The sequence below is a fragment of the Photobacterium sp. DNB23_23_1 genome (assembly GCF_052873815.1).
In genome coordinates this window covers 196,623-217,705 of sequence record NZ_JBNNXT010000001.1, presented here as the reverse complement: position 1 = coordinate 217,705, position 21,083 = coordinate 196,623, and the positions used below count along the sequence as shown (strand labels likewise).

The following is a 21,083-nucleotide window of genomic DNA, read 5'->3' as shown; positions in this document are numbered from 1 at the left end:
CACCACTAGCAAGCGCACATTAAGTGCAATAGCCAAGATGCATATAGCAATACATCAAACAAGCATCAAACACATACCAAACCAACAGGTTATGTGATCAACCGGAGAACAAAGATCAAAAAAGGCTGCCAATGCAGCCTTCGGTATCAATGAATTAATGGTTGTTAAATTTAGCGAATGAGCGCTGAAAAGGCACTATCGAGCGCTTCGACAATCCTATCTGCTTCATCTTTAGTCAAGGTCAGCATTGGGCTCAGGCAGAGTGTGTTGTTGTAATCTCGGAAAGAGCGATTTGTCCGCCCGATCAGCACACCGTGTTGGGCGCACAACCCCACTACCTGCATCGCGATTGTTTCATCCACTGGCTGACGGGTCACGGGATCCTCCACCAGCTCCAACCCCAAGAATAATCCCTTCCCCCTGACGTCACCAATAATGGGGTAGCGACTTTGCAGGCCCTGCAACTGTGCCCGCAGATACTCGCCCATATGGGCAGCATTCTCGACCAAGTTCTCTTGTTCAATGATCCGCAAATTTTCAAGCGCAGCCGCTGGGCCAGCAGTACAACCGCCAAAGGTACTGATATCACGGAAAAAGCTTTCCTTTTCAAGAGGCTCATCAGCAAAAAGATCAAAGACCTCATCGGTAACTACGGTGCAGGAAATTGCAGCGTAGGCTGACGCAACCCCCTTCGCCATGGTGACAATATCCGGTTGAATACCGTAATGCTGATAGCCAAACCATGCCCCTGTCCGCCCCATACCACACACAACCTCATCAACATGAAGCAAGATGTCGTATTTTTGGCATATCGCCTGAACCGCAAGTAAATACCCTTCTGGTGGAGTGATCACTCCACCACCGGCAGTAATAGGTTCAATAACAACAGCCCCGACCGTGTCTGGCCCTTCACGAAGAATGACGTCCTCAAATGCCTTGGCTGCCAGTTCTCCGTAATTATCAACCGGGCCAAACTGGCTGCGGTACTCGCAACAATGAGGAAACTCAATAAACCCAGGGGTAAAAGGTCCATACTGGTTTCGCCTTTCTTCCTGGCCCGTCGAGCTCAAACAGGTGATGGTCGTGCCATGGTAATCACGTTCCCGGTAAAGGATCTTATGCTTCTTCCCGCCATATTTCTTAGCCGCAATTTGACGGACAATCTTATATGCCTTTTCATTGGCTTCCGAACCTGAATTGGAAAAGTACACCTTGCCCATACCCGGCATCAGATCCAGTAACTTAGACGCAAACTGTGCCGCAACAGGCGTCGCCGCCGTCCCCGCAAAATAGTTAAGGCTCACCAGCTGCGCTTTTACCGCCTCGGCAATACTCTCCCGACCGTAACCGACGTTGACACACCAAACACCACCTGATGACGCATCCAAATACTGGTTTCCATGAACATCCCACACATCGCTCCCCTGCCCCCGAACCATCATCGGTGCTGTTTGCGTGCCATGCTGGGTCATATGGTGCCACACGGCATCCTTGTCCATCGCCAACAGCTCATCCTTGGTGTATTGCTGACTCTGTGATTGCATATCCTGTCACTCCCTGTCATTACTTTTCCCCACCATAGGCAAGCCACCCAACACGCCATAGCGCCAGTTTTATCTTTTTGTGGGCACAGCTTTTTATCTTGCTATTCAACATGGCACATATCCTGCTGAATACCTTGCAGAAAAGACTATCGATGTTTTAGACGTAAAGGATCCTGCGATGAAAAACGAGCACCTTATTCACATTCAATTTTCACCGGAACGCAGTCTTCAAGAACAGATCCGTGAGCATTTATTAGAGAAAATCGGTAACGGACTATTTTCTGACAAGGCACTGCCATCCTGTCGTAAGCTGGCTTCGATGCTGCGGGTATCACGCAATACGGTTGTCTTGGTGTACGACCGCTTAGTCGACGAAGGGTATCTACTCTCGCACCAGCGCAGTGGTTATTACGTCAACCCTACGGCCTCACAACAGTCTGTAATGCCTGATGACATCACGCCCAACGGCAGCACAAAACCTGCACAGTTTTGGCGCAAACGGTTCAAAACGGATGTGTCTCAACAGCGTAATATAGAGAAGCCGAGTGATTGGCAACGCTATCCGTACCCTTTCATTTTTGGCCAGCCCGATCACTCACTTTTTCCGCTCAACCATTGGCGCGAATGTGGACGACTAGCCCAGCGAGCCAGTGTGATCAAAGACTGGGTCTCAGATTCCGTCGATTGTGATGATCCAGCCTTGATTAAGCAGTTACAGAACAATGTACTCAGCAAAAGGGGGATTCATGCCAAACCGGAACAAATCCTGATCACTATAGGCACCCAAAACTCACTTTATTTGTTAGCAAAGCTGCTGACCGGAAAGGAAACGTCTGTTGGTGTTGAAGATCCTGGCTACCCTGATGCGCGCAATATCTTTGCCAGCCATGGTGCACAAATACAGCCTTTATCGATCGACCTACAAGGCCTTACCGTCAATCCAGCTTTATATGGCTGCGACTATGTCTATACAACTCCCAGCCATCAGGTGCCGACCAATGTCACGATGTCTATGCCACGCCGCCAAGCCTTGCTTAATGCTGCCGAAGAACACGATTTTATCATCATCGAAGATGACTATGACAGCGAGGTCAATTTAACCGCCCAGCCCCAACCTTCGCTTAAAAGCCTCGACCACCACAACCGGGTGATCTATGTCGGCAGTTTGTCGAAATCCCTTTCCCCCGGCCTACGGGTTGGCTTCATGGTTGCCGATGAGGCTCTGATCACCGCAGCCAGACAACTCCGGCGATTAATGTATCGCCATCCACCTGCAAACAACCAACGAACCTGCGCACTGTTTATCTCTATGGGGTATTACGATACATACCTGCGAAAACTGCGCAGTCACTATGCCGAGAAATGGCAGATCATGCGACACAGCCTTGAGACCTACCTACCTCATTGCATGACCAATAGCACCTTGGGTGGCAGCGCTTTTTGGTTAGCCCTACCATCAGGTATTTCGAGCAAGGAGCTACAGCATCACGCCAAACAAGCTGGGATACTGATAGAAGCTGGAGATGTCCATTTTGCTTCACCGAACCAACAACTCCAAAGTTATGTGCGGTTAGGGTTCTTTGCTATCCCCGAGCAAAAAATACAACAAGGGATACACAAATTGGCCGAAATCCTTGATGCACTGTCCCAACAAAAATACTGAACTGGCTCTAATCAACCACACTGCCAAACCGTAACCTAGTGCTATGTTTCAACGGCACAGACCAAGGAAGGCAGTGTGATTATCTCTATTGTTATACCCGCAACGCTGTTTTTTGCTGCTTTCGTCCGCGGCTATACCGGATTCGGTTTTTCTGCCATTGCGATTTTGGTACTGACCCTACACTACCCCGTCGCCGAGACCGTTCCAGCGGTCTTGTTACTTGATTTACTCATCAGCCTACCACTGGTGGCTAGCAGCTGGGATCGTACCGATTTTCGCGCCTTACGCCGGATATTACTGGCGACATTTGCGGGTGTTCCAGTCGGCCTTGCGCTGTTGCACTGGCTGCCGGAAACAAGCCTGCAACTACTGGTGCCTGCGACAGTCCTTGCCATGGCATTACTGCCTAGATTCAATCATGCAATCGCACGTAAAGCCCTCGCCTCTCCAGTGCTTTGCGGCATCATGTCAGGCTGGACAACCAGCGCGGTATCCGCAGGTGGCGCGCCGGTGGTGATCCATTTGCGCTATAGCGGACTACCCGTTAGCCAGCAGCGCGATACCTTGATTAGTTATTTTTTTCTCACGACCTGCCTTGCCGTTAGCTTGGGCTATGCCGTCGAGAAACAGTTTTATTTTCTACCAGAGGCTCCACTTTTCACCGGCCTGCTTGCCGTCGTGGGGGTTACTGTAGGCCAATACCTTTTCCGCCGTAAACATATCGCGATTGCCCATCACGGCGCTTATTACTTACTGCTGTTACTCTCTGGCTGGTTGTTAATTCGTGCCATTACCAGACAATTCTTACCGCTGCTTTGGGATTAATAAGGAGATTAACCATGGCTCAACCAACCGTCTTCATTACTGGTGCTACGTCCGGGTTCGGGCTTGCCACTGCCCGGCATTTTGCTCGCCAAGGTTACGCCCTGATCATTACAGGCCGCCGCGAAGAACGCTTACGTACTCTTACTGATGAGTTGTCAGAATACACAAGTGTTTACCATGCTCAGATGGATGTGAGGGATGCCCAGCAAATTCAGCAGGTCATTACTGACTTACCGCCAGCATTTCGCCAAATCGAAGTCTTGGTCAATAACGCCGGCCTTGCACTTGGAGCCTCACCCGCAGATCAAGCCAAGCTAAGTGACTGGCACACCATGATCGATACCAATGTGACCGGCTTAGTCAACGTGACCCATGCCTTACTCCCAATTCTTAAGCAACAAACCAAAGCCAGCATCATTAACCTCGCCAGTATTGCAGCCAACTGGGCCTATCCTGGCAGCCATGTCTATGGTGCCAGCAAAGCCTTTGTCGCCCAGTTCAGCCGTAACTTGCGCAGTGACTTCGCAGGCACCGGGGTACGTGTTACCAGCCTTGAACCCGGCCTGTCAGAAAGTGAGTTCAGCTTAGTCAGGTTCGAGGGTGACCAAGGCAAGTACAACGCTATTTATGAACAAGCTAACCCGCTGCAACCAGAAGATATTGCAGAGATCATTGGCTGGATCGCCGAGCAACCAGCTCATATCAATATCAACAGCCTTGAAGTGATGCCGACCTCGCAAGCATGGGACAACTTCAAGGTGATCAAACAAGATAAATTCGACATTGTATAAAAGGAGTTAACGATGAAAATTGGCGTACCTAAGGAAATTAAGGTCCATGAATACCGCGTAGGCATGACCCCAGCCAGCGTCCGTGAAGTCTGTGCCCAAGGCCACACCGTGTATATAGAAACCACGGCAGGGATTGGTATCGGGTGCAGTGATGCAGAATACCGTCAAGCCGGCGCTGAAATCTTGCCTGACGCCGATGCGGTTTTTGCAACGGCAGACATGATCGTCAAGGTCAAAGAGCCTTTGGCGATAGAACGCGCTAAGCTGCGTGCCGGACAGCTCCTCTTCACCTACCTTCACCTTGCACCCGATATGGCACAAACCGAAGATCTACTTGCCAGTGAAGCGGTGTGTATTGCTTATGAAACTGTCACCGGACCTAACAACAGCCTACCGTTGCTGGCACCTATGTCGGAAGTGGCAGGACGGATGTCGATACAAGCTGGTGCCGCTTGCCTAGAAAAATCCCAAGGTGGGGTGGGCCTATTGCTGGGCGGGGTTGCGGGTGTCGCCCCGGCAAAAGTGAGTATTATTGGCGGTGGTGTGGTGGGTTCTAATGCCGCACAGATGGCTGTTGGGCTAGGCGCTGAAACGACTATTCTGGATAACAATATAGATACCCTGCGTAAACTCAATGCTCAATTTGGGGCCAGTGTAAAAACCGTTTATTCCAACCAACAAAACCTGGAAGACGCAGTGGTCGGCGCAGATCTGGTGATAGGCGGCGTGTTAATTCCAGGGGCTGCGGCACCGAAACTGGTCAGTGAAGCGATGATACAAGCTATGCGCCCAGGCTCTGCGGTGGTTGATGTCGCTATTGATCAAGGCGGCTGTTTTGCAACGTCAAAAGTCACCACTCATGATGCGCCAACCTATATTGTCGATGATGTGGTGCACTATTGTGTCGGTAATATGCCCGGCGCCTTGGCCCGGACTTCCGCTTTTGCCCTCAATAATGCCACCCTGCCATACATTCTCCGCTTGGCAAACCTTGGCTACAAACGTGCTTTGCAGGCCGATCTGCACCTCAAGAATGGTCTTAATGTCATCCATGGCAAGGTTACCAATGAAAGTGTTGCGAAAAGCCTCGATTTATCCTTTATCTCACAGGATAAAGCACTAGAGATCGCTTAAAACAAAAAAGGCCGGTAGCGAGTCACTCAACGCTTATCGGCCAACGGATACATTCCGCGCCCTATTCCTTTTCCTCATACCCCTAACATTTTATTCGTTTGCTCGCCGTCCTGTTTCATTCAACAATCAAACAACCCTTTGATATGCAAGGAATCTAGTAATGAGCCATGTTTTCCATCGTCACTGCCATGCCCAGCTACCGACCGTTGTTAGTGGTGATGGGATATACCTTACCGATAGCGAAGGGAAGCAATACCTCGACGGCTGTGGCGGTGCTGCCGTATCGAACTTAGGCCACAGCCATCGGCGGGTAAAAGTCGCTATTGCCGAACAGCTTGAGAGTATTCCCTATGCCCACACCGGCTTTTTCACCAGCGATAACAGTGAGCGGCTAGCAACACGATTAGCTGAACTTGCACCAGACGCTTTAAACCATACCTATTTTGTCAGTGGCGGCTCCGAAGCTGTTGAAGCCGCATTGAAAATGGCCCGTCAGTACTTCGTCGAAAAGGGAAAACCACAAAAGAGTCAGTTCATTGCCCGGCGGCAAAGTTACCATGGCAATACCTTGGGGGCGCTCTCGGTCGGAGGCAATGAATGGCGTCGTGAGCCGTTCAGACCGATACTCTCTGCCGCACACCATATTGCCCCTTGCTACGCCTATCGGGATCAACAACAGGGCGAATCAGAGCTCGCCTATAGCCACCGGGTGGCTGATGAGCTGGAACACAAAATTCTTGAGCTTGGAGCAGGCAACGTCATGGCATTCATTGCCGAGCCCGTAGTCGGAGCCACCGCCGGTGCCCTTCCTGCTACCGAGGGCTATTTCCAAAGGATCAGAGAAATATGCGACCGTTATGATGTGTTGTTGATCCTTGATGAAGTCATGTGCGGTATCGGGCGTACCGGCAGTTTCTTCGCCTTCGAACAGGAAGGTATTGTGCCTGACATAGTGACTGTCGCTAAAGGGCTCGGCGCTGGCTACCAACCGATAGGTGCAGCCATCGTCCACGACAAAATCTACACGGCGATCGCCGAAGGATCGGGCTTCTTTCAGCACGGTCATACTTTTATGTGCCACCCAATGGCATGCGCTGCAGCCCTCGCAACTGTCGATACAATTATCGACGACGACCTGCTCAGTGTCGTTGAGCGACGTGGCGAGCAGCTAATGTCAAAACTCAATAAGGCGTTGGGGCCACTGCCTTATATCGGAGATATTCGCGGCAAAGGGTTATTTATCGGTATTGAGCTGGTCAGCGATAAATTGTCGAAGGCACCACTTCCGAGCAAAACGCAGGCCCACAAGGCCATTAAATCAGAGGCGATGAAAAATGGTCTGATGTGCTACCCCATGGCAGGAACTATCGACGGCATAACCGGCCACCATATTTTACTGGCACCGCCCTTTATCATCGAAGAGCGCCAATTGGACGAGTTGGTTAGCAAATTAAAAGTGTCGCTGCTCAGTGCTTCGGCACAATGGATGTAGCTATTTACTGTTAGTTATTGGCTATCAAAAAACAGGAATTGAACAGATGGAAAACAGACTCTCTATCGGTCAAACTGCAATTATTGTCGCGCCCAACGGGGCAAGAAAGACCAAAGCGGATCACCCTGCATTGCCGATATCTCATCAGGAAATCATTGACGAAGTGATCGCCTGCCGCGACGCTGGCGCCGCCATGGTACACCTTCATGCCCGGGATAATAGTGGAAAGCACTCATTAGAGATCGAAGATAACCTCCTCTTATACCATGCTCTCAAAGAAAGAGTTGGAAGCAGTATTATTGTTCAGCTCACTACCGAAGCCGTCGGGCAATATTCCCCCGAACAACAAATGGCCCTAATCAATGAAGTCAAACCGGAAGCCGCTTCCTTTGCCTTGAGCGAACTGATCCCCGACAATAGCTACCTTGATAAAGCCAGTACCTTTTTTCATACAACCGCGGCACAAGGCTGCATCGCCCAGTACATTCTCTACAGCCCGGACGATTTAGCGCGCTATTTTGTGCTGTTGGAGCAAGGTATTTTACCCCAAGATAACCATCACATATTGTTGGTATTAGGTCGTTACGACAAACACCAAACCGCCACCCCACAAGACCTATCACCCTTCATGCAACAACGGCTTTTTTATCATAACAAGCGTTGGGCACTCTGTGCATTTGGAAAATATGAACACCTTTGCCTAACAGGGTCTATGATTATGGGTGGAGATATTCGAGTTGGCTTTGAAAATAACCATGTTAATCATCAAGGTACATTAGCCTCAAGCAATGCACAACAAGTGGCTAAGCTTGCCGATACAGCCAAACAACTTGGTTTGGCAACCCTTGATGCTGACCGTTTTCGCCAGCTCCTCACCGCTTAGCCAGACGCCGTATCCATTGGCTTTGCTTTATTGCGTAAAACTCATTAAGAAGGGACTTCTATGGGATCTATCAACAAGCTTTTTGCTATCACCGGTGCCGCAGTGCTGCTCGGTGCATCTTCACTTTCCGTTGCTGAAAGCCGCTTTGTCACCATTGGAACCGGTGGTGTAACTGGGGTTTACTACCCAACAGGCGGAGCAATTTGCCGCTTGGTCAATAAAAACAGAAAAGAACACAATATTCGCTGCTCGGTAGAAAGTACCGGTGGCTCCATATACAACATCAATACCATTCGAGCGGGTGAACTCGATTTGGGTATCGCCCAGTCAGATTGGCAATATCATGCTTACAACGGCACCAGTAAATTTGCCGATAATGGTGCGTTCAAAGATCTGCGCGCTGTATTTTCCATCCATCCCGAACCGTTTACTATCGTTGCCCGTGCCGACTCTGGAATCAAAACGTTTGAAGATCTCAAGGGCAAACGCGTCAATATTGGTAACCCAGGTTCAGGTCAGCGCGGTACTATGGAAGTACTAATGGAAAGGTATGACTGGACCATGGAGGACTTTAAACTGGCATCAGAGTTAAAAGCCTCGGAGCAGTCAAAAGCACTTTGTGACAACAAGATCGATGCCATGATCTACACCGTGGGTCACCCGAGTGGGGCAATCAAGGAAGCAACCACGTCTTGTGATAGCAAAATCATCACCGTTGCCGGTGAGAAAGTGAATAAGCTGATTGAAGACAACAGCTTCTACCGCGTTGCGACAGTACCTGGCGGTATGTACAAAGGTAACGCCATTGATGTCACCACCTTTGGTGTCGGTGCCACATTTGTTTCTTCTACCTCTGTGCCAGATGACGTGGTGTACAACATCGTTAAGTCCGTATTTGAAAACTTCGATGACTTCAAGAAACTTCACCCAGCTTTTGCTCATTTGAAAAAAGAAGAGATGATCAGAGACGGCCTGTCTGCACCGATTCATCCGGGTGCAGCGAAATACTACAAAGAAGTCGGCTTGATGTAACCACACCGTCAGTAATATCAAACGGCAAATACAACAAAGAGCGCATATGCGCTCTTTGTTGTTTAACGACAAGCCAATAAGCCAAGCCATAGTGGTAGGTATCTGTCTTAACGTTGGGTATGCCTTAACACTAACCCTTAAGACAACATCTCACCGATCCACTGATTGAAGACACACACCTTCCGAGCATGACGTTTATAGTTAGGCACAATAATGTAATAACCGTAGTGGCTTTCCATCGTTATGTTAAGCGGATTGAATAACTCTCGTTTAGCAATTAAACCCTCGACCATAAAATCAGGCAGTAACGCCAAACCCTGTTGACATTCCACCGCAGCGAGAGACATATAGAAGTGCTCGAACCCCACACCATAAAACGCCATAGGAAACTCAATATCGTGGTGGGTTTTAAATTGCTCCCACAACTGCGGCCGTGTCACTTGGGGGAGAAAAACATGTTTTGCCAAGTCATCGCTATGTCGAATCGGCGTTTTCCTAAGTAACTCAGCCGAGGCAACCAAGCGAAGGTTTTCCCGGCACAGCAACGTGGCATTTTCATAATATTTTGCCAGCGGTAAACACCGAATAACAATATCATTTTCATTGCTGATATCTTGCACTGGCCCATCGCCCGTTTTCAGCTGAACCTGAATATTGGGAAAGGCTTCAGCAAAACGGTTAATAAGCGGGATCAGCCAAAGGCTAGCAAAGGACGGGGTCACATTCACCGTCAGCACCTCGTCGACTTGATCGAGCTGACGCAAACTGGCCGTGGCATTTTGTAAGGCTTCTAGGGTTTCAGCAATTTGTGGCAAATACCGCAAGCCGACACTTGAGAGCCGAATCCCATTGAGGTGGCGTTCGAACAATGGCTGCCCTAGCTGCTGCTCCAGATGAGATATCTGCTTACTGACAGCCCCCTGGGTAACTGACAGCTCTTTGGCTGCTTTTGAAAAACTCAAATGATTAGCCACAGCGATGAACGTTCTGAGCGCCCTTATAGAAGGAAGCTCCTGCATATTTAGCACAACCCTATTCCTATTCCCTTAGCTCCAAGTCTTAATCTATGTGTTATAGAAGCAATAGGCAATTGTTAGGTAGAGTGACAATTGCAGATGGAGTCACGAAACGTTCGTTGGCCGATAGAGTTCCATTATCAGTTGAACAGATGCCCTTAATTTGGCGTTAATCTCCTCTAATGAAAGTACTTCACTCTTAGGCTTAAGCACTGCACGGCCATCCGCCTTCCGTATCATGGCAAAGGGAGCTTCAATGCTGAAAAACGGCATACTATTATGTTTAGATACATGCCTGAACAACGCTTGATAACGGCAGATCCCATCACCAACAGCACAGAATTGGTAGCTATTGCCATCAAACACAAGATCCTTGATATGAATATGTTCAGCGATATCCAAACTTCGCACTGCGCACTGGAACAAATCATTCTCTGGTCGGTGTGAAGCAAGGTTACCGGGATCAAAGTTGATCCCCAAAGCCTCTGAATTAAACTCATTGATTACCGGTTCAAAATCGCTCGAGTCATTGAGCATGTATGGCTGCTGATCACCGACATTTTCAATCAAGATCTTTATCTCTAACGCCTCCGCACGAGCAATGGCCCGACTTGCGGCTCGCTGAAACTGGCTTAAATTGCCATTTCGCGGTGCATATATAATTAATCGCTGACAATCGAGGATGCTAGCAAGGTTGATCCTCTTGAGTAGCCGCTCATCGCAATTATCCAGCGTCATATGACAGTGTGCCGCTAATGAGGTACAACTCATATGCCGTCGGTTAAGTAAATCACGAATATGCCTGACATTAGACTCGCTAACACCCTCCTCATCCAAATCATATATAGCCCCTTGAATCAGGGCTAACTCAACATTGTAAACATCCAGCGAGCAAATTGAGTCAAGTGCAGATTCGATACTGTGCCCGGCATAAGCAACCGTACTGATAGAAAAGTTATTTTTCACAATATACCTCTACTCACAATAGGCTCTAGCGCCCTGCTTAGCCCAACATACCTTTTTCATGCCACGACCTCAGTACAAGCATACTCGGCCATAAATTTTAGAAGCAAAGACATGGAAATAGCGCCAGGATCAGGATGTCCAAGCGAACGCTCGCCTAGCGTTTTCGCTTTCCCCGTGGTAGCAATCATTTCTTTTGTTCTTTCGACACCCTGTTCAGCGGCTTCTGCCACTTCAGCAATCGCTTGTCTGAAGTCGACATCAGCAAGCTGATAGGCACGTCGCATGGCGGGCGCCAAAGCATCAATCATCGTTTTGGCCCCCTCACTTGCCCCGCCTCGCTTATAGATCCCTTCAAGCCCTGCGTCTAAGAAGCGCGCAAATACAGATGACGTTAATTGCTTTTCGCCCGCAATAGCCTTCCCGCCAGCCCTGAACAAAGTACCAAATATCGCACCGGAGGCCCCCCCCATGGTTGACATCAGTTTTGTGCCGACTTTAGTCATGACATCACCCACATCACGCGCAGAGAAATCGTCACTCAGGTAAGAAGCAACCTGAGTGAAACCGCGCTCAATGCCTAAGCCATGATCACCATCACCGATAGCCTGGTCATACTTTGTCAGTGCAGGTTCATTTGCCACCATTCCCTTGGCAACCAATTGCATCATCTCAATCGTTTCACGTGTATTCATCATTATTTCCTCAGGGCAAAAGAATGGCACGAAGCGTCATACAGGCACTTAAGTTGTTCGTCTAATTTAAAAAGGGAGATGGAATACCCTGACATCTCAAGCGATGTACAATAATTGCCAACCAAGCAATCGTATACAGCAATCCCATTATCGTTCAAATAGTTGTTAACAGCCCGATTCGCAATCAGAAGTTCCATCTGGGTAGATGCGCCGAGGTTATTCACCAATACACACACTTCATCGCCAGCGTGCAAATCCAGATCTTTGTGTAATTTATCCATCAATGTCGAGACGGTTTCATCAGCAGTACCTAACTTAGATTTGCCAACACCGGGCTCACCATGCAACCCCATTCCGATTTCAATTTCATCATCGGCAATCTCGAAGTTAAAAGTATCATTTCTCGGAATAGCGCAAGGACCAAGAGCAACACCAACTGAAGCCGTGTGTTTCAAGGCTTTTTCTGTTGCGGCAACAACATCATCAAATTCATGGTACATATCTGCGGCTGCACCTGCCGCCTTCAGAACATATAACGCTCCAGCAATGCCCCGCCGCTCAACACTGTTCGATTTAGGCGCTGAAATTACGTCATCATTAATACGAACCGTATGAGATTTGATATCGTCGTCTTCCAGCAGCTCCGCTGCGATATCAAAATTCATATTGTCACCAGCATAATTTCCGTAGACAAAAATCACACCTTTGTTCGGATTCAATGCCGAGCAGGTTTCAATAATGACATCCGGAGACGGGGCGGCAAACACATCCCCAATAGCCACGGCATCAGCCAATCCGGCCCCCACATAACCACCGTACATAGGCTCGTGACCAGCACCGCCACCTGTCACAATAGCCACCTTGTCCGAACAAAAATCTTTGCGAAAGGCCGCAGTATACGAACCAACCGGCTCCAAATGATCGACGGCTGCCATAAAACCCTCAAACTGCTCTCGGGCTACGGCATCAGGGTTATTTAATAACTTCTTGGGCTTTCTCATGTTGCCTCCTATCCGAGCTGAATGGCATCTTCCAATTCCATGATACGTTGGACTTTAGGTAGTGATGACTCATCAATTTGATCAGCATCCAACCAGCTTTTCAGCACCGTTTTAGCTAACTCCGGTCCAATCACTCGTGATCCCATTGTTATAATTTGAGCACCATTGCTCTTTCTTGCCCTAACGGCAGAAAAAACGTCATGACAAAGAGCAGCACGAATACCTGGTACTTTATTGGCCATAATAGAAACACCTATACCGGTGCCACACACAATAAGCCCTCGTTCATGTTTATTACTAGCGACAGCACGTGCAACCCTCTCAGCAACATCCGCATATAAATTAGAACTATGTTTAGGGGCTTCACTATAATCTGTATATTCATAACCGAGTGAAACAAGGTAATCCTTTAGTATATTTTTAAATTCTACCGCTGCGTCATCGCAGCCTATTGCAATGTTCATAACAAGCTCCACATCAGGTAAACAAACAACATTTGATTTATATTTACGCTAAGGCATAAACAAATAATAATCTAATTAATCCATCGCTCTATTTGACATATATCACGAAATATCCACATCACCATGAAAATTAAAAAATAAGAATCTAATAAAAAACCAAAAAAATTAAACATTTAAATAAAAAATAGAAGCAATATTTATTTATTATTTATTGGTGTTTTTAATTAAAACAGTAACGTACTTTTTTTGTACGTTACTGTTTATTATAAAAACGTGTTGTTGCGTGATTGAGTTCAAATTTTAATCAGTTCAACTCACCTATACTGCCCTCAACATAAAAAATTAATTAAGAAATTTTTTAGCGTATGAGTCATAAGAACATGCTTATAATGGAGCTAAACAAGGACGCATACGGAAAAGGTCAAAGGACGATGAAGTTATCCGAGCAAGCATACCAAAAGCTTAAGACCATGATTCTTAACAATGAATTTAGAATCAGCCAGCAACTTCTCGTTGAAGATGCTGTTGAAATATGTGGTTTCAGCCGAACGCCGGTTCGTGAAGCCCTGCTGAGGCTGCAAGCTGATGGGTTGATAAAACTGCACCCAAGACACGGATTACGCATCTGTGCATTGTCCAAGAAAGACTTACAAGAGTTGTATGAACTCATTGCTCATCTGGAAGTAACAGCGATTGAGTTATGTATTCAACACCAGCTTAGTGACGCGCAAATTAACACGTTAAGAGAGTACACAAAGCTTATGAATGTGGCTCTAGAAAAAGATGACATCTTTTTATGGGCCGATTATGACCGGCAGTTCCATGAAGAAATATTTGAATACACTGGAAATTCAAGGCTAATAGAAACAGCCAAAAAATACAACGAACAGAATAAAAGATGTAAAGATATAGTGATTAAACTTCGTCCTTTACCTTGGGATTCAATTGCTGAGCATAATAAGTTGGTTGATGCGATAGAAAAAGGTGATGCTCTCGGCGCTAGAAAAATGCACTTAGAACACTGGCGAGAAGTATCAAAACAGTTTATTGGTTTTTTAGATAATTATCACTTCCTAGATAGCTAACGTTAAATAGCTAGATTTAAGAAAAACTCATCACTTATTTAATTAAGGAGGGCACTGCTATGCCTAAAAAAAGTGTGGCAGAGCTTTATGAACTTACCCGAAATATTCGTCTTGATATTTTGGATATGGTTTATAAGGCCCAGTCAGGTCATATTGGCGGTTCCTTTTCAGCTGCTGAAATAGTAACAACGCTGTATTTTTCAGAGATGGAAAATCTAGACCCCAATGACCCGCACAAAGAAAACCGGGATCGCTTTGTCCTTTCTAAAGGCCATGCTTGCCCTGTTTGGTACTCATGCCTATCACGTCTTGGCTACTTCGATCGTCAACATCTGGGCTCCCTTCGCCAAATCAACTCTATCCTGCAAGGTCATCCGGATATGAAAAGCACACCGGGTCTGGACACAACGGCAGGCTCTCTCGGCCACGGGTGTGCCGCCGCAACGGGGATGGCACTTGAAGGTGTAATGGTTGGAGATAACCGGCGAGTCTACTCCGTGTTAGGTGATGGCGAAATTAACGAAGGCGTAGTGTGGGAAACCGCAATGGTCGCTGCGAAATACCAGCTGGACAATCTCGTGTTCTTTATCGACAAAAATAACCTGCAGATGGATGGCACCAGTGACGAGATTATGCCGCTATTAAGCATTGAAGATAAGTTCACCTCTTTCGGTTGGAATGTGCTGACCATCGATGGACACGATATAGAGCAAATCCTGGATGCGTTGAAAGCCGCTCGTCACCATAAGGGCCAGCCCACCTGTATCGTTGCCAATACGGTAAAAGGCAAAGGTGTCAGCTTTATGGAGAATGTTCGTAACTGGCATGGCAAGGCGCCATCAACTGACGAATTTAATGCAGCACGTGCCGAACTGGTTGCCTAAGCAAAGAGAGATTGGTGAACATTATGAAAGAGCTAGTAAAGTCAAAAAAGCCAACCCGTTTAGCCTTTGCTGAACGTATGGTGGAATATGGTGAAATCAACAAAGATTTTGCAGTGTTCGAAGCAGATATCGGTTATTCGACCAACTCCTATCTATTCAATCAACAGTACCCAGAGCGCTACTTCCAGATGGGGATCGCCGAATTTGGCATGATGGCATCCGCATCAGGTATGGCCGCCAACGGGCGTCCGGTGATTGTTGCTGGCTATGGTGTTTTTCTTACAATGCGTGCCCTTGAGAGTGTTCGCAGTTTTATTTGCTACCCTAACCTGAATGTAAAATTGATGTCCTCTCACGGTGGGACCACCGCAGCAATCGACGGAGTTACCCACCAAGCTTCCGAAGACATGGCGCTAATGACCACACTACCAAATATGCATGTTTTTGCCCCGTGTGATACCGCCTCCACCCGCGCTCTGTTTGATGTCACGATGGAAACCAAGGGGCCGGTCTACTGCCGATTAATGCGTGATTCCTATTACGAACTGTATGACGAAACAGCGACCTTTGAGTGTGGTGGTAGTCATGTTCTTTGCACCGGCAACGATCTGACGATTGTTTCTTACGGCGATATTCTTTTCCAGGCCATAGAAGCTGCTGAGGAATTACGCGCATCGGGTATCGGCGTTGAGGTCATTGATGCCTACAGTGTAAAACCACTCGATTGGGAAACCATCCAAGCATCTATCAAGAAAACCGGACGCGTTATCGTTGCTGAAGGCCATCAACAGCGCAATGGCATGGCATATGAGATTGCAACACGAATGGCTAAAGCAGGCATCAGCGCAAGGTTTGATCATCTTGGTCTAAATGACACGTTTGCAGAGTCTGGCGCCTACCCGATGTTACTTGATAAGTACGGCCTATCCGCCAAACACATTATCGACGCAGCAAGCGCGATGCTTGTTAAGTCAGCAAGCCAGAAATTCACCAATCAACCTGCACATCAACAAGCACAGGGAGTTACCAATGTTTAAGCATGCAGTAATCACCCCATTCTTGGGGCAAACCAAGGATCGTTTTTCAGAATACAACGAACCCAAAACACTGGAACAAAAATTCCAGACCCTACGCATGATCGAAGGAATGACAGGTGCTGAGCTTGTCTACCCTTACGAAGTGAATTTCGACAACCTCAGTGAAGTCAAGTTACTGCTGGCTAAATATGACATCAAGGTTGCCTGCATTAATGTCAACGTCAAAGTTGAACCTGAATTTAAATCAGGCGGGCTAACCTCGCCAGACAAAGCCGTACGAGAAAGAGCGGTAAGCTTTATCAAAGAAGCAAAAGATTTTGCACAAGCCGTTGGTGCAGACAAGGTTCAATGCTGCCCGCTAAGCGATGGTTATGAATTCTCATTTCAGGCCGATTACACAGAAACCTGGCAACGCCTGTGCGAAACCTTCGCAGCGGCAGGTGAATATAAACCGGAGATACCGCTGTTTATTGAATTCAAGCCAAATGAAGTGCGAGGTCGTTGTTACCTAGATAATGCAGCGAAAACCATTTGCCTGATTAAAGATATTGGCAACCCGAATATCGGCGTCACTCTGGACTACGGCCATTCTTTATATGGTGACAACAATCCAGCGGAAGAGTTAGCACTACTGAACGCCCTGGATGTGAAGTACTACATCCATATTAACGATAACGATGGTAAGTGGGACTGGGATTACTTCTGTGGAAGTCGCAGCCTGATGCAATATATCGAATTTATCTATTATCTAAAAAAATTCAATTATCAGGGATGGCTGACCTCAGATACCTCCCCTACCCGCTGGGACATCGTCAAGATGTTTGAAGCTAACGTCAATATGACCAATCGAATTTCTGCCCGCATAGACGAAATCGGTATGTCCAATTTCGAAGAAAGTCTCCACAAAAAGGAATACATGGATATCTGGGCAGACCTGCAAAGTTACTTTATGAAGTTTTAGTGACTTCCTCTACAAATCGTTCAATAACAAATTGTTAAGTTAACCGCATACCCTACAAACATATAATAAAAGGTACACAACATGAAAAGAATAACCTTACTTGCCGGAGCGGCACTGGCTGCTGCCTTGTTATCTAACGTCGCTGTCGCGTCGGAACGCTACCCCAGCCGTAACATCACCGATGTGGTGACTTGGTCTGCAGGTGGCGGCACAGACGTCATCAACCGCGTGACAACGGCATCCATGGCAAAATATCTAGGTACCAATATTAACGTCATTAATAAACCTGGGGGGGTCTCTGGCTCTGTCGGGCTGTTGGAAGGTTACGGGGCCAAAGCCGATGGCTATACCTTTGTCGGCCTTTCTGAGTCCAATGTCGCCGCTGCCGTTATGGGTGGCTGGGATAACCGCATGGATGTTTTCGATTACTTTATTGTTGCTAGTTCTCCTGACGTTATTTCCGTATCCCGAAAGTCTCAGTTCAATACCATCGAAGAATTGGTTGAGTATGCCAAGAAAAACCCGAACAAACTGAGAGTCGGTGCAGGGTCTGCCGGTTCACTGCACCACATTAACTACCTTGCTTTTGCGAAAGGTATTGATGCTGAAATGAACTTTATTCCCTACCCGGGCTCATCAAATAGTCAGAATGCGACACTGAGTGGTGAAGTTGATGTGGTTATCACTTCGGTTGCCGAACAAAATCAGTTAATCCAATCTGGTGATTTTAAAGCGCTTGCCACTTTAACTGAAGAACCATTTACAGTAGGCGATATTACTATTCCTTCTGGCTTGGAAACCTATCCAGCATTGACTCAACACTTGCCAATCTCGCAAGCGATCGGCTTCGCCATGAAAAAAGAAACCCCGAAAGAAATTAAGATGAAGGTTGCCAAAGCCTTCGCCTCAGCGATGCAAAGTGATGAAATCAAAAACTACGCCAATGAAAACCATTACCAGATCCTAGGTGAATTTGGTAAGACAGCAAACGCGCGTATGGCTCGACTGGAATCACTTTTTAGCTGGACACTGTGGGAGCTAGAGGCTGCCAAAGTAAACCCTGAATCACTGGGTATTCCTCGCCCTGAGTAACACACCTGAGCTTGAAACCGGAGCCCAATGGTCAATCCAGCCAGGGCTCCCTTCACGCTTAACTATCCCATTTAACTTCTCTTATTGGGGGTCATCATGACTAGCGCAACCATGCACTCAAAAGACGAAAAAGTAGATGAAGACAAATTAGCAGCTCAAACGTTGGAACAGGAAAAAATGCATGGATGGGACTTTGCGTTCTCCCTTATTGTTATGCTGTTTTCACTTGGTGTCATAGCAACCTCATTGACCATGCCTTTTTCCGGTACCGTTGGTGGTGTTACTACCGAATGGTATGAATCACCGGGCCTTCTGCCGCTGTTTATCGGTTGCTCGCTGTTTGCTGCAGGCTTGTCTGTGTTTATGCAGAGTAAAAATGAACGGGGCCGGGAACGGTTTGTTAAATATTTCAAAGAGATCAATCCAACGGGGTTCCTCGTATCGGCAGGGGGGATCCTTAGCTATATCTATGTGCTGATCACTTGGTATGACTTTTTTCTCGCTTCAGCAGTATTTCTTCTCCTTTATATCGGTATTTATTACCTGGATCAGCCTGCGATTTCGAAAAAAATACTCAAGATTTACTACAGTGTTGTCACTGTCTCTATTGTCATTTTTATGACTGGCCTCGATAAAGCCGTGAACAGTGCATATCCATTTACCACAGATCTACTGTTAGTGGTTACAGCAATTGCCCTGATTGTTGCTATGTATAATGGCGCCAAAAAAACAAACCCAGAGCTAATACAAAAAGTACGCAGGATGACACTGATTGCCATTATTTTTCCAGCAATATTGTGTCCAATTTTTCGTTATTTCTTGTTGGTGCCCCTACCGAAAGAAGGTCTAGTTGTTGAACAATTATTCAACCATACCTACTACACCTATATTTCCACCGGGAAGACAAAAGTAGAAATGGATCTCTCTGATGAGCAGTTGTCTTTACTCGAAGATGCATTTTAATAGGGACTAATATATGGACATTTTATCTGTATTCGGAAGTATGTTTTGGCATATTTTCACCTCTCCGTTGCTGATACTGATCCTTGTGGGTAGTACCTTCTTGGGAATTATCTTTGGTGCAATGCCTGGCTTGACGGCCACTCTCGGTGTCGCACTACTAACAACCTTAACCTATGGGCTGGATAATCAAACAGCTCTGCTGGCATTGCTTTCTATTTATGTTGGTGGTGTCTATGGGGGAATGTACACCTCAATCCTACTGAATATTCCAGGGACGGCGGCCTCAGCGGCAACGGCTATGGACGGCTACCCAATGGCACAAAAGGGCCAAACTGGGCGGGCATTCGGTCTTGCAACGACATCGTCTTTGATCGGCTCAGCTATAGGCATGGTGTTTGTCGCACTGCTTTCACCGATGATTGCCAAAGCTGCACTGCAATTTACCTCCTATGAATACTTCCTACTTGCCCTATTTGGCATCCTGATCAGTGGTAGCCTTACATCACCGGAATTGGCGGTAAAAGGTTGGATCGCGGGATTATTTGGTATCTGGTTGTCAACCATTGGGCAAGACCATATGCAAATGTACCCTCGATTTACGATGGGTATGCATGAATTGGACAACGGTATCGATGTCGTGCCAGTTCTGATTGGGGCGTTTGGCATTCCGCAGATCATGTCTGTACTGGAATCCAAATTGAAAATGAAGTCGATGAACGCTAAATCGATTGGCAAACTGATACCGGACATGAAAACCATGTTTAAGAACTCCCGTTTAATCGGCAGTTCGGCGCTCACGGGGGTTGGTATCGGTGCCGTTCCAGGTATCGGTGAAGATATTGCATCATGGGTCGCTTACGGTATCGCCAGAAAAACCAGCAAAAAACCAGAAACCTTTGGCAAAGGCGCACCTGAAGGTGTGATCTCGACATCAGTTGCGAACCAAGCGTGTGTTGGGGGAGCAATGATCCCACTTCTTAGCCTAGGTATCCCAGGTTCACCACCTGCGGTTATGCTGCTTGGTGCCCTCATGCTGCACAATGTCGCTCCGGGGCCGATGCTGTTAAAAACTAACCCCGACTTTATTCCTCAAGTCACGGCGATTTTATTTGCAGCTGCGCTTGCAATGTGGGTTTGCGGCATGATCCTATCTAAGCAAGTAGTGCACATTTTACGTATCCCTCAAACACTCTTCATGCCTTTGATTGCGGTGTTATGTGTGATCGGTTCGTTCGCTTTAGGCATGCGAGTATTTAACCTTTATCTAATGGGGGGGATCGGCATCATCTCCTACTTCTTTATGAAATTGCATGTCCCCATAGCGCCATTAGTCATCGGGGTGATATTAGGGCCGATGGCTGATACGTCACTACGCACAGGGCTTAAAACAACAGGCGGCAGCTTAATGCCAATGATTGAGCGACCAATCTCGTTCATCTTAGTATGTCTTATTACTATGATTATCTGCAGCCAGATCCCAACGGTGAATAAAGCAATGCGTAGCCTTTTCTCCAATGTCAAAAACAAGCTAGCAACCTCGTCATCTTAAAAAGGAATT

20 protein-coding genes are annotated in these 21,083 nt (G+C 47.2%); 14 read left to right on the top strand and 6 right to left on the bottom strand.

Features of this window, described 5'->3' with window-relative positions:
* Positions 1 to 170: 170 nt before the first annotated feature.
* Positions 171 to 1,544, bottom strand: a complete 1,374-nt coding sequence (locus tag ACVA53_RS00890) for an aminotransferase family protein (protein WP_255043903.1) — start codon at positions 1,542 to 1,544, stop codon at positions 171 to 173.
* Between the two features lie 178 nt (positions 1,545 to 1,722).
* On the opposite strand from ACVA53_RS00890, the gene pdxR reads away from it, so the two are divergent.
* From pdxR to ACVA53_RS00855, 7 genes are all read left to right on the top strand, one after another.
* Positions 1,723 to 3,207 carry a MocR-like pyridoxine biosynthesis transcription factor PdxR gene (pdxR, locus tag ACVA53_RS00885; protein ID WP_446504288.1) on the top strand — a complete coding sequence of 495 codons (1,485 nt, stop codon included), beginning with the start codon at positions 1,723 to 1,725 and terminating at the stop codon, positions 3,205 to 3,207.
* Positions 3,208 to 3,282: 75 nt separating this feature from the next.
* Positions 3,283 to 4,032, top strand: coding sequence for a TSUP family transporter (locus ACVA53_RS00880; protein WP_255043907.1), 750 nt, complete (start codon positions 3,283 to 3,285; stop codon positions 4,030 to 4,032).
* A 14-nt stretch (positions 4,033 to 4,046) separates the two neighbouring features.
* Positions 4,047 to 4,823 (top strand): SDR family NAD(P)-dependent oxidoreductase, encoded by a 777-nt coding sequence (locus ACVA53_RS00875; RefSeq protein ID WP_255043909.1) that lies wholly within the window; start codon positions 4,047 to 4,049, stop codon positions 4,821 to 4,823.
* Between the two features lie 12 nt (positions 4,824 to 4,835).
* Positions 4,836 to 5,957: an alanine dehydrogenase gene (gene ald, locus ACVA53_RS00870; RefSeq protein WP_255043910.1), complete on the top strand. Its 1,122-nt coding sequence runs from the start codon at positions 4,836 to 4,838 to the stop codon at positions 5,955 to 5,957.
* A gap of 160 nt (positions 5,958 to 6,117) precedes the next feature.
* On the top strand, positions 6,118 to 7,449 hold the full coding sequence (locus ACVA53_RS00865; protein ID WP_446504287.1) for an aspartate aminotransferase family protein: 1,332 nt from the start codon (positions 6,118 to 6,120) through the stop codon (positions 7,447 to 7,449).
* 46 nt (positions 7,450 to 7,495) lie between these two features.
* Positions 7,496 to 8,332, top strand: coding sequence for a 3-keto-5-aminohexanoate cleavage protein (locus tag ACVA53_RS00860; protein ID WP_255043913.1), 837 nt, complete (start codon positions 7,496 to 7,498; stop codon positions 8,330 to 8,332).
* Between the two features lie 60 nt (positions 8,333 to 8,392).
* Positions 8,393 to 9,364, top strand: coding sequence for a TAXI family TRAP transporter solute-binding subunit (locus ACVA53_RS00855; protein WP_255043915.1), 972 nt, complete (start codon positions 8,393 to 8,395; stop codon positions 9,362 to 9,364).
* Between the two features lie 137 nt (positions 9,365 to 9,501).
* Here the strand turns inward: ACVA53_RS00855 and ACVA53_RS00850 are convergent, their stop codons facing one another.
* The 5 genes from ACVA53_RS00850 to ACVA53_RS00830 all read right to left on the bottom strand — a co-directional run bounded on the left by ACVA53_RS00850 (position 9,502) and on the right by ACVA53_RS00830 (position 13,503).
* Positions 9,502 to 10,392: a LysR substrate-binding domain-containing protein gene (locus tag ACVA53_RS00850; protein WP_255043917.1), complete on the bottom strand. Its 891-nt coding sequence runs from the start codon at positions 10,390 to 10,392 to the stop codon at positions 9,502 to 9,504.
* Between the two features lie 93 nt (positions 10,393 to 10,485).
* Positions 10,486 to 11,346, bottom strand: a complete 861-nt coding sequence (locus tag ACVA53_RS00845) for a sugar phosphate isomerase/epimerase family protein (protein ID WP_446504286.1) — start codon at positions 11,344 to 11,346, stop codon at positions 10,486 to 10,488.
* Between the two features lie 56 nt (positions 11,347 to 11,402).
* Positions 11,403 to 12,038, bottom strand: a complete 636-nt coding sequence (dhaL, locus tag ACVA53_RS00840) for a dihydroxyacetone kinase subunit DhaL (protein ID WP_446504285.1) — start codon at positions 12,036 to 12,038, stop codon at positions 11,403 to 11,405.
* Positions 12,039 to 12,040: 2 nt separating this feature from the next.
* Positions 12,041 to 13,039 carry a dihydroxyacetone kinase subunit DhaK gene (locus tag ACVA53_RS00835; protein ID WP_255043920.1) on the bottom strand — a complete coding sequence of 333 codons (999 nt, stop codon included), beginning with the start codon at positions 13,037 to 13,039 and terminating at the stop codon, positions 12,041 to 12,043.
* An 8-nt stretch (positions 13,040 to 13,047) separates the two neighbouring features.
* Positions 13,048 to 13,503, bottom strand: coding sequence for an RpiB/LacA/LacB family sugar-phosphate isomerase (locus ACVA53_RS00830; protein ID WP_255043921.1), 456 nt, complete (start codon positions 13,501 to 13,503; stop codon positions 13,048 to 13,050).
* 431 nt (positions 13,504 to 13,934) lie between these two features.
* On the opposite strand from ACVA53_RS00830, the gene ACVA53_RS00825 reads away from it, so the two are divergent.
* The 7 genes from ACVA53_RS00825 (at position 13,935) to ACVA53_RS00795 (ending at position 21,074) form a co-directional block, all read left to right on the top strand.
* On the top strand, positions 13,935 to 14,588 hold the full coding sequence (locus ACVA53_RS00825) for a GntR family transcriptional regulator (protein WP_255043922.1): 654 nt from the start codon (positions 13,935 to 13,937) through the stop codon (positions 14,586 to 14,588).
* Positions 14,589 to 14,647: 59 nt separating this feature from the next.
* On the top strand, positions 14,648 to 15,472 hold the full coding sequence (locus ACVA53_RS00820; protein WP_446504284.1) for a transketolase: 825 nt from the start codon (positions 14,648 to 14,650) through the stop codon (positions 15,470 to 15,472).
* Positions 15,473 to 15,495: 23 nt separating this feature from the next.
* Positions 15,496 to 16,509: a transketolase family protein gene (locus ACVA53_RS00815; protein WP_446504283.1), complete on the top strand. Its 1,014-nt coding sequence runs from the start codon at positions 15,496 to 15,498 to the stop codon at positions 16,507 to 16,509.
* The gene (locus ACVA53_RS00810) at positions 16,502 to 17,470 is read left to right on the top strand and encodes a sugar phosphate isomerase/epimerase family protein (RefSeq protein ID WP_255043925.1); all 969 of its coding nucleotides are present in this window, start codon (positions 16,502 to 16,504) and stop codon (positions 17,468 to 17,470) included. The genes ACVA53_RS00815 and ACVA53_RS00810 overlap by 8 nt, the downstream gene beginning before the upstream one ends.
* Before the next feature lie 81 nt (positions 17,471 to 17,551).
* On the top strand, positions 17,552 to 18,562 hold the full coding sequence (locus ACVA53_RS00805; RefSeq protein ID WP_255043926.1) for a tripartite tricarboxylate transporter substrate binding protein: 1,011 nt from the start codon (positions 17,552 to 17,554) through the stop codon (positions 18,560 to 18,562).
* Between the two features lie 96 nt (positions 18,563 to 18,658).
* Positions 18,659 to 19,525, top strand: coding sequence for a hypothetical protein (locus tag ACVA53_RS00800; RefSeq protein ID WP_446504282.1), 867 nt, complete (start codon positions 18,659 to 18,661; stop codon positions 19,523 to 19,525).
* A 13-nt stretch (positions 19,526 to 19,538) separates the two neighbouring features.
* Complete coding sequence (locus ACVA53_RS00795) at positions 19,539 to 21,074, top strand: tripartite tricarboxylate transporter permease (RefSeq protein ID WP_446504281.1); 1,536 nt, start codon at positions 19,539 to 19,541, stop codon at positions 21,072 to 21,074.
* Positions 21,075 to 21,083 lie beyond the last annotated feature (9 nt).

Excerpts from the sequence above, each read along its gene's own strand:
- ald (WP_255043910.1), top strand. The coding sequence starts at position 4,836 with ATGAAAATTGGCGTACCTAAGGAAATTAAGGTCCATGAATACCGCGTA.
- ACVA53_RS00800 (WP_446504282.1), top strand. The coding sequence starts at position 18,659 with ATGACTAGCGCAACCATGCACTCAAAAGACGAAAAAGTAGATGAAGAC.
- ACVA53_RS00875 (WP_255043909.1), top strand. The coding sequence starts at position 4,047 with ATGGCTCAACCAACCGTCTTCATTACTGGTGCTACGTCCGGGTTCGGG.
- ACVA53_RS00820 (WP_446504284.1), top strand. The coding sequence starts at position 14,648 with ATGCCTAAAAAAAGTGTGGCAGAGCTTTATGAACTTACCCGAAATATT.
- ACVA53_RS00860 (WP_255043913.1), top strand. The coding sequence starts at position 7,496 with ATGGAAAACAGACTCTCTATCGGTCAAACTGCAATTATTGTCGCGCCC.
- ACVA53_RS00810 (WP_255043925.1), top strand. The coding sequence starts at position 16,502 with ATGTTTAAGCATGCAGTAATCACCCCATTCTTGGGGCAAACCAAGGAT.
- ACVA53_RS00795 (WP_446504281.1), top strand. The coding sequence starts at position 19,539 with ATGGACATTTTATCTGTATTCGGAAGTATGTTTTGGCATATTTTCACC.
- ACVA53_RS00805 (WP_255043926.1), top strand. The coding sequence starts at position 17,552 with ATGAAAAGAATAACCTTACTTGCCGGAGCGGCACTGGCTGCTGCCTTG.
- pdxR (WP_446504288.1), top strand. The coding sequence starts at position 1,723 with ATGAAAAACGAGCACCTTATTCACATTCAATTTTCACCGGAACGCAGT.
- ACVA53_RS00865 (WP_446504287.1), top strand. The coding sequence starts at position 6,118 with ATGAGCCATGTTTTCCATCGTCACTGCCATGCCCAGCTACCGACCGTT.
- ACVA53_RS00855 (WP_255043915.1), top strand. The coding sequence starts at position 8,393 with ATGGGATCTATCAACAAGCTTTTTGCTATCACCGGTGCCGCAGTGCTG.
- ACVA53_RS00830 (WP_255043921.1), bottom strand. The coding sequence starts at position 13,503 with ATGAACATTGCAATAGGCTGCGATGACGCAGCGGTAGAATTTAAAAAT.
- ACVA53_RS00835 (WP_255043920.1), bottom strand. The coding sequence starts at position 13,039 with ATGAGAAAGCCCAAGAAGTTATTAAATAACCCTGATGCCGTAGCCCGA.
- ACVA53_RS00890 (WP_255043903.1), bottom strand. The coding sequence starts at position 1,544 with ATGCAATCACAGAGTCAGCAATACACCAAGGATGAGCTGTTGGCGATG.
- ACVA53_RS00815 (WP_446504283.1), top strand. The coding sequence starts at position 15,496 with ATGAAAGAGCTAGTAAAGTCAAAAAAGCCAACCCGTTTAGCCTTTGCT.
- ACVA53_RS00825 (WP_255043922.1), top strand. The coding sequence starts at position 13,935 with ATGAAGTTATCCGAGCAAGCATACCAAAAGCTTAAGACCATGATTCTT.
- dhaL (WP_446504285.1), bottom strand. The coding sequence starts at position 12,038 with ATGAATACACGTGAAACGATTGAGATGATGCAATTGGTTGCCAAGGGA.